The organism is Pseudomonas songnenensis, assembly GCF_003696315.1.
GTDB lineage: Bacteria > Pseudomonadota > Gammaproteobacteria > Pseudomonadales > Pseudomonadaceae > Stutzerimonas > Stutzerimonas songnenensis.
This window is the reverse complement of record NZ_RFFN01000005.1, coordinates 54,213-67,192: the sequence shown is the minus strand read 5'-3', so window position 1 is coordinate 67,192 and position 12,980 is coordinate 54,213. Positions and strand designations below refer to the sequence as shown.

The window sequence follows — 12,980 nt, the reverse complement described above, 5'->3', positions numbered from 1 at the left end:
ACGTCCCGATTGCGCATCCGTTTCGAGTTGTTGTCGATTCAAAACAAAGCGTCATGGAAACTGCACAAATCGGCGATTTCCGCTGCCGTGCGGGCCGCAGCGAAATCCATTTGCCGCTATAATCGCCGCCTTTTTTGACAGACCGACTACTCGTCGACGGGTTCCTTAATTCCGATGACCACTCAGGCCGCCGAAGTCGCGAAGCGCCGTACCTTCGCCATCATCTCGCACCCCGATGCGGGCAAGACCACCATCACCGAAAAGCTGCTGCTGATGGGCAAGGCGATTGCCGTTGCCGGTACGGTGAAGTCGCGCAAATCCGACCGCCATGCCACCTCCGACTGGATGGAGATGGAGAAGCAACGCGGCATCTCCATCACCACCTCGGTGATGCAGTTCCCCTATCGCGAGCACATGATCAACCTGCTCGACACCCCCGGTCACGAAGACTTCTCCGAAGACACCTACCGCACCCTGACCGCGGTGGACTCGGCTTTGATGGTGCTCGACGGCGGTAAGGGCGTCGAGCCGCGCACCATCGCCCTGATGGACGTCTGCCGCCTGCGCGACACGCCCATCGTGAGCTTTATCAACAAGCTCGACCGCGACATCCGCGACCCCATCGAACTGCTCGACGAGATCGAGGCGGTGCTGAAGATCAAGGCCGCGCCGATCACCTGGCCGATCGGTTGCTACCGCGACTTCAAGGGCGTCTACCACCTCAAGGACGACTACATCATCGTCTACACGCCGGGCCACGGCCACGAGCGCACCGAGGTCAAGATCATCGAGAAGCTCGATTCCGACGAGGCGCGCAAGCACATCGGCGACGAGTACGAGCGCTTCCTCGAACAGCTGGAACTGGTCCAGGGCGCCTGCCACGAGTTCGACCAGGCCGAGTTTCTCAGCGGTCAGCTGACCCCGGTGTTCTTCGGTACCGCGCTGGGTAACTTCGGCGTCGACCACGTGCTCGACGCCGTCGTCGACTGGGCGCCCATGCCGCTCGCCCGTGCAGCGAACGAGCGTGTTGTCGAGCCGATCGAGGAGAAGTTCACCGGCTTCGTGTTCAAGATCCAGGCGAACATGGATCCCAAGCACCGCGACCGCATCGCCTTCATGCGCATCTGCTCGGGCAAGTACGAGAAGGGCATGAAGCTGCGTCACGCGCGCATCGGCAAGGATGTCCGCATTGCCGATGCCCTGACCTTCTTCTCCAGCGAGCGCGAGATGCTGGAAGAAGCCTACGCAGGCGACATCATCGGCCTGCACAACCACGGCACCATCCAGATCGGCGACACCTTCACCGAGGGTGAAAACCTCGGCTTCACCGGCATCCCGCACTTCGCCCCGGAACTGTTCCGCCGCGTGCGCCTGAAGGACCCGCTCAAATCCAAGCAGCTGCGTCAGGGCCTGCAGGAACTCGCCGAGGAAGGCGCCACCCAGGTGTTCTTCCCCGAGCGCAACAACGACATCATCCTCGGCGCGGTGGGTGTGCTGCAGTTCGACGTCGTCGCCAGCCGCCTGAAAGAGGAATACAAGGTCGAGTGCGCCTACGAGGCGATCAACGTCTGGTCGGCGCGCTGGATCGAGTGCGATGACAAGAAGAAGCTCGAAGACTTCAAGAACAAGGCCTACGAGAACCTCGCCATCGACGGCGGCGGTCACCTCACCTACCTGGCACCGACACGGGTGAACCTGAGCCTGATGGAAGAGCGCTGGCCGGAGGTGAAATTCCGCGCCACCCGCGAGCACCACTGAGGCAACCTGGTGAAGCTGAGCCGGTTTGCCGGCTCAGCGGATCAAGGGTTTTCGGCTCAGGCTTCCTGCTCGGCCGCGCAACTCAGGCAGAACGCCGCAGCTGGCATCGCGCGCAGGCGTGACTCTGCAATCATCTGACCACAGCGCTGACACTCACCATAGGTCCCCTCGGCCAGACGCTGGCGCGCCAGCCCGACCAGGCGCAACTCATCTTCCGCCTCGATCAACAGGCCGCGCAGCACGTCGTCGTTCTGCCGCTCCTGCGCCTGCTCCGCCGAATCGTGATCGTGCTCGCGCGCCAGATCACGGCGCAGCGCAGCGGCTCGCTGCAGGTACTCACTGGACAGGCGCTCGAGCGCCTCGCTAGGGTCGAACTGGCTCATCACGAATTCTCCATGGGTGATGCACTCAGTGTGGACCGGCGCGCAACCGCTGTACTGATGATGGTCAAGCTTCGGCTATTCAGGTCTGCGCTTGCACCATTAGCCCCTGCGCCTCCGGCCGTTTGATCACCGCGTAGACCACCCCGGTCACCAGGCTCCCGGCCAGGATCGCGACGAGATACAGCAGTGCGTGGTTGATCGCGTTGGGGATCAGCAGCACGAACAGCCCGCCATGGGGCGCCAGCAGCTTGGCACCGAACGCCATGGACAGCGCGCCGGTCAGCGCACCGCCGGCGATGCTGGCCGGGATTACACGCAGCGGGTCCTTGGCAGCGAAGGGAATCGCGCCTTCTGAAATGAAGCAGCAGCCCAGCACCAGCGCGGCCTTGCCGGCTTCGCGCTCGGTCTGGGCGAACTTGCGCCGGGCGATCAGCGTGGCGATGCCCATGCCGATCGGCGGCACCATCCCGGCGGCCATGGTCGCGGCCATCGGCGCGTAACTCTGGGAGGCGAGCAGCCCGACGGAGAAGGCATAAGCGGCCTTGTTCACCGGCCCGCCAAGGTCGACGCACATCATGGTGCCCAGCAGCAGCCCGAGCAGGATCGCGTTGGAGGTGCCCATGGTGTCGAGGAATTCGGTGAGCCCGGCGAGCAGCTTCGCCACCGGCGTGCCGACGATGTAGATCATCACCAGGCCCGTCACCAGGCTGGCCAGCAGCGGAATAATCAGAATCGGCTTGAGCGACTCGATGCTGGCCGGCAGCGGAATCCAGCGGCTCACCGCCTTGGCCGCGTAGCCGGCGACGAAACCGGCGATGATGCCGCCGATGAAGCCCGCGCCGAGCGTGCCGGCCAGCAAGCCGCCGATCATGCCGGGCGCCAGGCCCGGGCGGTCGGCGATGGAATAGGCGATGTATCCCGCCAGCAGCGGCACCATCAGCTGGAAGGCCGTTTCGCCACCGATCTTCATCAGCGCGGCGGCCAGGGTGCCCTCCTCCTTGAACGCCTCGATGCCGAAGACGAACGACAGGGCGATCAACAGACCGCCCGCCACCACCATCGGCAGCATGTAGGACACCCCGGTGAGCAGGTGCTTGTAGACACCAGCCTTTTCGCCCTTCTGTTCGCCACTTGCGCTGGCAGCGGCGCCTCCAGCGAGCACCGCGCCTTCTTCCAGCGCGCGATCCAGCGTCGCCTCCGGTTGCTTCAGCGCGACACCGGTGCCGCAGCGGAACACGCGCTTGCCGGCGAAACGGGCGACGTCCACCTCGATATCGGTCGCCAGCAGCACTGCGTCGGCCGCCTCGATGGCCTGGGGGTCGAGCACGTTGCGCGCGCCCACCGAGCCGCGCGTCTCCACCTGCAGGTCGTAGCCCTTGCGCGCGGCCGCCTGCTGCAGCGCCTCGGCGGCCATGAAGGTGTGCGCCACGCCGGTCGGGCAGGCGGTAATGGCCACCAGCTTGGGTTTGCCGGCGGAAGGCGCGACGTCGGCTTCGTCGACCGGCTGCAGTTCGGTCGCGGTATCGGCGGCGCTGCGCAGGAAGCCTTCCGGGTCGAGCAGGGCCTCGGACGGGGTCGACTGCACGACACGCTTGCCGACGAAGCGCGCAAGCGACAGCGGCCCGGTCTTGACCACCACGACCAGGTCGGCCGCGGCGATCTGTTCGGCGGTAAGCGGCGAACCGATGGCCTTGGGGTCGTGGACTTCCACGGCGGTCGACCAGCCCAGGCGATGGGCAGCCGCTTCGAGCAGGCGCGAGGTCAGCACGCTGGTGACCATTCCGTTGGGGCAGGCCGTGATGATGAGCAGATTCATTCCTTCACCTCTTGTTCGAATTATTGGCTGAGCGACTGCAGGCGCACCGCAGCTTCAAGCTCCGCAAGTTCAGCCGTGTCGGTGATGCCAAAGCCGACCTGCCCAACCGCCTGCGCGGCGATGGCAGTGGCATGCGCGAGGGTGCGTTCTGCCGGCCAGCCTACGAGCAGGCCATGCAGCATCCCGGCGAGCAGCGAGTCGCCTGCACCCACGGTGCTGACCACCCGAACCCTGGGCGGATTGGCATGCAGTGCCGCCCCTGGCGAGAACCAGCTGACGCCGTCAGCACCTTGCGAAACCACCACGTGCTCGATGCCTTCGCCTTGCAGTCGCCGCGCTTCGGCCAGCAGCGCCGAAGATCCGGTGAGATCAACGCCACGGGCCTCGGCCAGCTCCTCCTCATTGGGCTTAATCAGCCACGGCCGGGTCGCCAGCCCGTCACGCAACGCGGCGCCGCTGGTATCCAGCGCCACCCGCACGCCCAGCGCTTTGAGCGAGTTCAGCAGCTGGACGAACCACTGACTGTCGATGCCACGCGGCAAACTGCCGGCTACGACCACCAGGTCATGAGCAGGCGCCAGCCGCTGGAGCCGAGCCAGCAGCTCATCGCACTGCGCCTCGCTCACAGCGAGCCCCGGGCCATTGATATCGGTGACCCGCCCGTCCGTCTCGGCCAGCTTGAGGTTGCTGCGGGTCTCACCGGCGACACGGACGAACTCGTCAGTGAAACCCCGCGCGGCGAACAGCTGTTCGAAGGCTTGCGGATTCGTTTCCCCAAGAAAACCGGTGACGGTCAGCTGATGGCCGAGATCGGCCAGGACCTGGGCGACGTTGAGGCCCTTGCCTGCGGCATGAACCTGCAGACTTTCGCTGCGATTGACCTCGCCGAGGCGCAGGAATGGCAGTTGGACGGTCAGGTCCAGTGCCGGGTTGAGGGTGACGGTCAGTACGCGCGCCATCAGCAGTGCTCTCCGACGAAGGCGCGCACTTCATGGGCGCCGGGCAACATCAGGGCCTGCTGAGCCAGCCTCTGGCAGGCGGCGAAGTCCAGCTCGCGCACCCGCGCCTTGACCAGCGCGATGCTGCGCGCCGAGACGCTCAACTCATCAACGCCCAGCCCCACCAGCATGGGTATCGCCAGCGCATCGGCGGCCAGCTCGCCGCAGACGCCCACCCATTTGCCCTGCGCATGGGCGGCTTCCACCGTCATACCGATCAGGCGCAACACGGCCGGGTGCAACCCATCGGCCTGGCCGGACAGCGTCGGGTGGCCGCGGTCGATGGCCAGCGTGTACTGGGTCAGATCGTTGGTGCCGATGCTGAAGAAATCGACCTCCTGCGCCAGCACCGGCGCGATCAGCGCGGCGGACGGGATCTCGATCATGATGCCCACCTGCAGGTCGGCCACCGGCAGCTCGACGCGCAGGCGGTCGACCAGCGCCTTGGCGGTGCGCCATTCGTCGATATTGCCGACCATGGGAAACATGATCCGCAGCGGCCGGCCGTCGGCGGACGCGAGCAAGGCACGCAGCTGGGTTTCGAGGATGTCCGGGCGCTGCAGGCTCAGGCGAATGCCGCGCACACCGAGGAAGGGGTTCTCCTCGGCCGGCATCGGCCAGTACGGCAGCGGCTTGTCGCCGCCGACATCGAGCGTGCGCACCACCAATGGTCGGCCTTCGAGGGCTTCCAGCACACGGCGGTATTCGGCTTCCTGGGTCGCCTGATCCGGCGCCTGAGCGTGGTTCATGAACACCAGCTCGGTGCGCAGCAGGCCGATGCCCTCGGCACCGAGCGCCACCGCCTCGGGCGTCTCGCCGGCGGCGCCGATGTTGGCAGCGATCTCCACCGGATGGCCGTCACGGGTGATCGCCGGCTCCAGACGTCGCTCATGGGCCAGGCGCTTGCGTTCCTCCCGCGCGGCGCGCTCGCCCCGGGCCTGTTCGAGCTGCGTATCGCTCGGCGCCACCAGCAGCTCACCGCGCTCGCCGTCGAGCAGCAGCAGGGTGTTGGGCGCCAGGCCGAGCACACCGGGCCCGGCGCCGACGATGGCCGGAATACCCAGCGCCCGGGCAATGATGGCGCTGTGCGAGGTGGCGCCGCCGCCGGCGGTGAGAATGCCGGCGACGCGCTGGGCATTGAGGGTGGCGACGTCCGACGGCGCCACCTCGTCCATCACCAGAATGTAGGGCTCATCCGGGGCCTGCTCGGCTTCGACACCGGCCAGGCAGGCCAGCACGCGGCGGCCCACGTCGCGCAGGTCGGCCGCGCGCTCGGCGAGCAGCTGGTCATGCAGCGCCTCCTGCTGCTGCGCCGCGCTTTCGATTTCCTCCATCCACGCCGCTTCGGCGCTGAGGCCTTTGTGCAGGCGCACCTGCACCTCTTCGCGCAGGGCGGGATCCCTGAGCATGGCCTGGTGGGTGGTGAAGATGTCGCGGATGCTGGCGACTTGGCTCTGCGCGATCAGCGTGCCGATTTCGGCGAACACCTTGTCCAGCGCCGCGTCGAGCCGCTGCAGCTCGACAGCGGGCGATTCGCCGCGCCGCGGATAGTCGATCGCCTGCGGCTTGCGCACCAGCACCGGGCCGATGGCGATGCCGGGCGAGGCGGCGATGCCGATGAGCTGCTCGCCGGCCCGCAAGGCGGGCACGTCCTGGGCGGCTTGATTCAGTTGCACGGTGGCAGCTGGCTGCTCCGCCGGTTCCCCGCCGGCTGGCAGCGGCTCGATTTCCTCGCCGAGCCCTTCTTCCACCGCGCGCACCAGCGCCGGCAAGGCATCGTCGGCGATCGAGGGCTCGGCGATGAACTCCAGCACCTGCCCGCGATGCGAGCCCATCGCCAGCAGCTTGCTCAGGCTCTTGGCCGACACCCCCGCGCTCTGACTGCCGGCCAGGCGCACGCGGATCTCGCCGGCGAAAGCCTGTGCGACCTCGGTCAGCACCTTGGCGGGCCGTGCGTGCAGGCCGTGGGCATTGGCCAGCGGCACCCGGGCGCTCGGCCAGTCCGCCGGCACTTCGCCGCCCAGCGCTTCGAGCACCACGCGACTGGAGGTCGCCTGACTCAGCTCCGCGCCGCGCCCCTCGATCAGCAGGTTGCACAGGCGCTCGAGCATCGCCCGGTGCGCTTCGCCGAGACTGGCCAGCACGAACAGGCCGTTGAGCGGCTGGCCGTGATGATCCAGCGACGCGGCGGGTGTGACGAACGCCAGCCCCGGTCGCTGCACCGACTGCTCGCTGCTCAGCCACCAGAGACCCTCGCCCAGCGGCAAGGCCTGGTCGAGCGCGAGCCCGGCATTGAAGCCGGAGACCACGCACTCGGCGCGCTTGAGCAGCTTGACGCCCTGCCAGGCCAGCTCATCGAAGTCCTCGGCGGCAACGCCCAGCCCGACCAGCTCGCCATCGAGCGCCAGCTCCTGCGGTGCCCCCTGCAGCAGCGCGATGATCGCCTCGGGGCTGTCGACCTTCTGCAGCGCCTCACTGAGGTCGCCCTCGCCGAGCGCGCGGGTCAGCAGTTGCAGCAGACGCAGATGCTCGTCGGAACGCGCGGCGATGCCGATGGCGAGGTGGACCTGCTGGCCGTTGCCCCAGTCGACGCCCTCCGGAAAATGCAGCAGCCGCACGCCCGTGGTGAACACCTGATCACGGGTTTCCGGCGTGCCGTGGGGGATCGCGATGCCCTGGCCGAGAAAGGTCGAGCCCTGGGCTTCGCGTGCGCGCAAGCCGTCCAGGTAGCCGGGTGCCACCAGCCCGTCGGCGACCAGCACCTCGCCGAGCAGGGCCAGCGCGGCCGGTTTGTCCGCCGCAACCTGATGCATGTGGATGTGCTGCGCATTCAACTCAAGCATGGAGAACTCCTGCGGGGCTCGCGATTGTTGTGGCCGACGGTGCGCCGGCATAGCCCGAATCCTGGGCTGGCGCTTCAGACCTGAGAGCTGCTGAAACGTTTCAGCCAAGGCTGGCACATTACGCAATATTGGGTAATTCTAGAAGCCCGAATTCATACCACCCGTCTTAGGCCCCCCAGTTGAAACTGACCGACATCGCCCGCCTCGCCAACGTTTCGGTAACCACCGCCAGCTACGTGCTCAACGGCAAGGCCGCGCAGCGACGGATCAGTCCAGCCACGGTCGAGCGCGTGCTGGCGGTCGCCGAGCAGCAGGGTTTTCAGCTCGACCAGCAGGCCGCCGGGCTGCGCCGCGGCCAGTCGCGGACCCTCGGCTTCATCGTGCCGGACCTGGAAAACCCCAGCTATGCACGCCTGGCCAAGCTGCTCGAGCAGCGTGCGCGACAGCGCGGCTACCAGCTGCTTATCGCCGGGACGGACGACGAGCCGGACACCGAGCGCCAGGTCATCCAGGTGCTGCGCTCGCGACGCTGCGATGCGCTGATCGTCGCCAGCTGCCTGCCGGCGGACGATGCCGGGTACCGCAAGGTTCAGGCGGCCGGCACGCCGGTGATTGCGCTGGACCGTGCGCTGGATGCCGAACACTTCTGCTCGGTGGTCAGCGACGACCGCGAAGCCGGCGCGCAGCTGACCCGCTCGCTGGACGTGCCGCCCGAGGCGCATGTCGCCCTGATCAGCGCACGCCCGGCGCTGCGCATCAGCCAGCAGCGCGAAGAAGGGTTCCAGCAGGCACTGGCGCAGCACCGCGGGCCGGTCAGCATCCTGCGTGCCGAGCAGTTCAGCCGCGCCTGCGGCCGCGCGCAGATGCTCGCCCTGCTCGACCGCGGCGCGCTGCCCGATGCACTGATCACCACCGCCTATGTGTTGCTCGAAGGCGTGTTCGACGCGCTGCGCGAGCGCGACCTGCTCTGGCCCGAACAGCTGCGGCTGGGCACCTTCGGTGATGCGCAGTTGTTGGATTTCCTGCCGATCCGGGTCAACGCGATTTCCCAGCAGCACGCGCAGATCGCCGAGCAGGTGCTGGAGCAGGCCATTCGCGCCATCGAACAGGGCGACTACCGCCCCGGCGTGATCGCCATCGAGCGCGAGCTGAAGGTCCGCCGCGGCTGACGCCCTCTTGCGGGCGCCGGCGCACTGGCGGAAGCTTGTCGTCTTTCGAACAGCCCGCCTCCCCTGATGAACATCGAACAGATCACCCAGCGCCTGCACGCGATCCGCGATCGCAACGACTGGCAGCGCTTTCACAGCCCGAAAAACCTCGCCATGGCCGCCAGTGTCGAAATGGCCGAGCTGGTGGAAATCTTCCAGTGGCAGACCGAGGACGAGTCGCGCCAGCTATCGGCCGACAAGCTCGAGCACGCGGGCCAGGAGGTCGGCGACATCCTCATGTATCTGCTGCTGATGTGCAGCGAGCTGGGGATCGACATGGAACAGGCGTTGCTGGACAAGCTGGCCGACAACGAGCGGCGCTTCGTCCGATGAGCGACCGCCATTTCGACGAGCTGGCGACGCGTTTCGCCGAGAAGATCTACGGCGGCGCCAAGGGCGCGATCCGCCTGGCCGTGCTGCAGGCCGACCTGGCCGAGATCCTGCCGCCGCGCCCGCTGCGGGTGCTGGACATCGGCGCCGGGCTCGGCCATATGAGCCTCTGGCTGGCGCAGCAGGGCCATGCGGTCACCCTCGCCGAGCCCGCCGAACCGATGCTGCAAGGCGCCCGCCAGCAGTTCGCCGATGCCGGTCAGCAGGCGACCTTCATCCAGGCGCCCTGGCAGGCGGTGGAAGCGCATGTCGACGGCCGCTTCGATCTGGTCATCTGCCACGCCGTGCTGGAGTGGCTCGCCGAGCCCCAGGCGATCCTGCCGGTGCTGCACCGCCTGACCGCGGCCGATGGCTGGCTGTCACTGGCCTTCTACAACCGCGATGCGCTGATCTACCGCAACCTGCTCAAGGGCCACTTCAAGAAGCTGCGCAGCCAGACCTATGCCGGCGAACGGCAGAGCCTGACCCCGCAGCAACCGCTGGACCCACGCGAACTGGCTGCGCAACTCGCGCCGCACTGGCAGGTCGAATCCAGCAGTGGCGTGCGCGTTTTCCATGACTACATGCCCGCCGATTTCCAGGCCCGCACCGAGCCGGCCGACCTCATCGAGATGGAACTGGCCTACCGCCGCCATCCCACCTTCGCCGGCCTCGGGCGCTATCTGCACTGGTTGTGCCGGCCACGCTGAGCCGGCCGGGAGGTTTCCATGTCGAACCGCGCGTTTATGCCCTTGCTCTGCCTTGCCCTCGCGGCCTGCCAGAGCCAGAACCCCTATACCGATGAATCGGCGCCGATACCGCCCGCCCCTCCGGTGGAACAGATCCAGGCGCCCACCTATCCGGCCGCGCCCAGGGACTTCTCCAGCTACCAGCACTGGAGCTGGCGCAGCCCGCCAGCGGGTACGGCCTCGATCAGCGGTGAAGAACTGCAGGAGATGGTCGCCGGCGCCCTCGATCAACGTGGTCTGCGACCGGCCCCGGACAATGCTCCGGGTGATGTACGGATCAGCGCCAGCGCCAGCAAGGAAACCCGAGTACGCCAGACCTACGACAACTACGGCTACGGCCCGCATGTCGGCGTAGGCCGTTATGGCGGTGGCTACGGCACCGGGTATGGCGTCGGCACCAGCGTGCCCATCGTGCGCAACTACGAGGAGGAAGTCGTCTCGGTGCGCATCGAGATGTTCGATGCGTCTTCCGGGCATTCGGTCTGGAGCAATCGCGCCGAAGCGCGCCTGAGCGGCAGCCGGGCCAAGCAGCAAGATGCGGTGCGCCAGGCCGTCGAGCGGGCGCTGGCCGATTATCCGCCGCGCTGAGTGCGGCAAGTGGCTACGCGCCGAACGAAGGCGCCGGGCCTAGACTGAGCAGCCCCTTCCCTGGAGAACGATCATGTTCCGCCGTCTGTTGCTGATTCCCCTACTCCTCGCCCTCGTCGCCTGCCAGGGCCCGCAGGTGCAGCGCGATTTCGATCCGACACGGGATTTCTCCGCCTATCGCGCCTGGAGCTGGAAGGAGCCGGCGCTGCAGTACCGGCCGGATGACCCGCGCATACAGAGCGACCTCACCGAGCAGCGGGTCCGCGACGCCATTGCCGAGCAACTGGACCAGCGCGGCCTGCGGCCCGCCACGGCGAGTGCCGCGGCCGGCGTGCAGGTGCAGGCGTGGTACATCGTCGACCAGCGCACCCAGCAATACACGACCACTTCCGGCGCCTGGGGCAATCCCTGGTATGGCTACTGGGGCGGACCGATGTTCACCGATACCCGCACCATCGACTATCAGGTCGGCACCTTGCAGATCGATCTGTATGACGCCACCGATGGCAAGCTGGTCTGGCGTGGCAGTGCCGAGCAGGTACTGCGCAGCCGCCAGGGCACGCCCGACGAGCGCGCTGGCAGCATGCGCGAGCTGGTGGCGCGGGTGCTGTCGCAGTATCCACCGCACTGAGCCAAGCGCCTGAGCCTGCCGCGGTGCTGGCGAGCGGCTGCCGCGCTCGCCATACTGTCGCGCCGCTGATCCTGGAGACCTGAAATGCCCGCTGTTGCCTGGTGGTTGCTCACCCTGCCGTTCATTGCCGGCGCCATGCTGCCTTTGCAGGCCGGAATCAATGGTCAGGTGGCGCGCCAGCTCGGCAACGTCATGGGCGCGGCGTTGCTTTCGTTCACCGTGGGAACGCTGGCGCTGTTCGTTATCGTGGCAGTCCAGCGCGATATCCCGGCGCTGCAGACCCTCAAGGGCCTGCACTGGTGGCACTGGTGTGGCGGCCTGCTGGGCGCCTTCTTTATCGCCACGGCCGCCTTCGCCGCACCGCGCACCGGCGCGTTGCTGTTCATGGCGCTCTTGCTGGCCGGCCAGCTGTTCGTCGCCCTGCTGCTGGACCACTTCGGCTGGGCCGGTTTCCGCCAGTCCTCAATCAGCCTCGGCAAGGTGTCCGGCCTGTTGCTGATCTTCGGCGGTGTCTGGCTGATCCAGCGCGGCTAGGTTTGCACAGCCAGGCCATTTTCACTGATGTTCGAAGGCGTAGAACAGGTTCGGCTCGCTGACCAGATAGAGATTGCCCTGCGCGTCGAAGGTCATGCCCTCGGCCTGCGGCACGCTGCGCTCGAGCCCGGCGAAACCGCGCCATAGCGAGCGGAAGCTGACCAGCTCGCCGTCGGCATCCAGCTCCAGCATCATCTTCGCCTCGTCGCTGAGCAGCACCAGATGACCGGTCTGCTCGTCGAAATGCACCGACGACAGGTCGCTGGCCATGTCCAGCTTGTCGATCCAGGCCTGACGGTCGATGATCTTGATGTCCATGTCGCCGGCCAGGCTGCGCTTGATGCCGTGGATTTCATAGAGCTTGCGCGGCGAATGCTCCTTGACCACGAACAGACGATCGCCCGCTCGGTCGTAGCCGACACCTTCGAAGCCGGAGTTCTGCGCCTCGCCAAGGGCCAGGGTGATGGAGCGCCCTTCCGCACGCAGCAACGGCCCGGCCACCCTGGGGACGGCCAGGACAACCAGCGACTGTTTGCGCTCTTCGGTCACGACCAACAGGTCGTCGCCAAGATAGGTAACCCCCTCGACATCCTCGAAACCCTGCAACGGGTAGCGCGCGATAAAGCTGCCATCACGCCCCAGTGCGAGCAGTTCCTCCGGATTGTTGACCACCGCCCACAGATGAGCGCGGCCCTCGTCATAAGTCAGCCCGGAGAGGTTGTCGTGCACCGTTGCCACAGGCAGCGCATCGATCTTCACCTGATATTCCGGAAGCCAGAGGCTGCGCCGCTCCCAACTGGTTTCATGCCAGGTGGTCTTCAATGTGTAGAACAGGCGCTCATCGAGGTGAATGGTAGTGGCGGCGTAGAGCAGCGCGAAAAGCGCGCAGCCGTACCACCAGGCCGGACGCAGCGCCGCAACTCGTCCCAGTTGCGCTCTGGCAAGGGCTCGCATCATGTGTTCTCGTTCAGGGGATCGCAGGCAGATTGCCCGGGGCATGTTGCAGCTGCATGAAGGCGGGTGCCCGAGCCCAGCGCCGATCCGTGCAGCGTCACTACGACCGCGATCCTTCTCCATCGGTTCCAGCGCGGCAGCAGCGATTC

The 12,980-nt window shown here is 66.9% G+C and carries 12 protein-coding genes; 7 read left to right on the top strand and 5 right to left on the bottom strand.

All coding sequences use genetic code 11. The features are described 5' to 3' along the window. Positions 1–174 precede the first annotated feature (174 nt). A complete protein-coding gene (locus EA798_RS14290) occupies positions 175–1,758 on the top strand; it encodes a peptide chain release factor 3 (protein ID WP_122099381.1) in 1,584 nt (527 codons plus the stop codon). Between the two features lie 56 nt (positions 1,759–1,814). On the opposite strand, the gene EA798_RS14285 is transcribed toward EA798_RS14290, so the two are convergent. From EA798_RS14285 to ptsP, 4 genes are all read right to left on the bottom strand, one after another. Next, positions 1,815–2,141, bottom strand: a complete 327-nt coding sequence (locus EA798_RS14285; RefSeq protein WP_122099380.1) for a TraR/DksA family transcriptional regulator — start codon at positions 2,139–2,141, stop codon at positions 1,815–1,817. Positions 2,142–2,220: 79 nt separating this feature from the next. Further along, positions 2,221–3,957, bottom strand: a complete 1,737-nt coding sequence (locus EA798_RS14280; RefSeq protein ID WP_122099379.1) for a PTS fructose-like transporter subunit IIB — start codon at positions 3,955–3,957, stop codon at positions 2,221–2,223. 20 nt (positions 3,958–3,977) lie between these two features. After that, a complete protein-coding gene (gene pfkB / locus EA798_RS14275) occupies positions 3,978–4,916 on the bottom strand; it encodes a 1-phosphofructokinase (RefSeq protein ID WP_122099378.1) in 939 nt (312 codons plus the stop codon). Beyond that, positions 4,916–7,798, bottom strand: a complete 2,883-nt coding sequence (ptsP, locus tag EA798_RS14270; RefSeq protein WP_122099377.1) for a phosphoenolpyruvate--protein phosphotransferase — start codon at positions 7,796–7,798, stop codon at positions 4,916–4,918. Before ptsP ends, pfkB begins: the two co-directional genes overlap by 1 nt. 179 nt (positions 7,799–7,977) lie before the next feature. Between ptsP and cra the strand changes: the two genes are divergently transcribed. From cra to EA798_RS14240, 6 genes are all read left to right on the top strand, one after another. Next, positions 7,978–8,967: a catabolite repressor/activator gene (cra, locus tag EA798_RS14265; RefSeq protein WP_122099376.1), complete on the top strand. Its 990-nt coding sequence runs from the start codon at positions 7,978–7,980 to the stop codon at positions 8,965–8,967. A 66-nt stretch (positions 8,968–9,033) separates the two neighbouring features. Beyond that, positions 9,034–9,339 carry a nucleotide pyrophosphohydrolase gene (locus EA798_RS14260; RefSeq protein ID WP_013981886.1) on the top strand — a complete coding sequence of 102 codons (306 nt, stop codon included), beginning with the start codon at positions 9,034–9,036 and terminating at the stop codon, positions 9,337–9,339. Continuing rightward, on the top strand, positions 9,336–10,085 hold the full coding sequence (locus EA798_RS14255) for a methyltransferase domain-containing protein (RefSeq protein ID WP_106155768.1): 750 nt from the start codon (positions 9,336–9,338) through the stop codon (positions 10,083–10,085). Before EA798_RS14260 ends, EA798_RS14255 begins: the two co-directional genes overlap by 4 nt. An 18-nt stretch (positions 10,086–10,103) precedes the next feature. Then, entirely contained in the window at positions 10,104–10,712 is a 609-nt protein-coding gene (locus tag EA798_RS14250; RefSeq protein ID WP_122099375.1) for a DUF4136 domain-containing protein, read from the top strand. A 73-nt stretch (positions 10,713–10,785) separates the two neighbouring features. After that, on the top strand, positions 10,786–11,343 hold the full coding sequence (locus EA798_RS14245) for a DUF4136 domain-containing protein (protein ID WP_122099374.1): 558 nt from the start codon (positions 10,786–10,788) through the stop codon (positions 11,341–11,343). A gap of 84 nt (positions 11,344–11,427) precedes the next feature. Then, entirely contained in the window at positions 11,428–11,877 is a 450-nt protein-coding gene (locus EA798_RS14240) for a DMT family transporter (protein WP_106155771.1), read from the top strand. A 21-nt stretch (positions 11,878–11,898) separates the two neighbouring features. Here the strand turns inward: EA798_RS14240 and EA798_RS14235 are convergent, their stop codons facing one another. Continuing rightward, positions 11,899–12,831, bottom strand: coding sequence for an SdiA-regulated domain-containing protein (locus EA798_RS14235; RefSeq protein WP_122099505.1), 933 nt, complete (start codon positions 12,829–12,831; stop codon positions 11,899–11,901). Between the last annotated feature and the right edge of the window lie 149 nt (positions 12,832–12,980).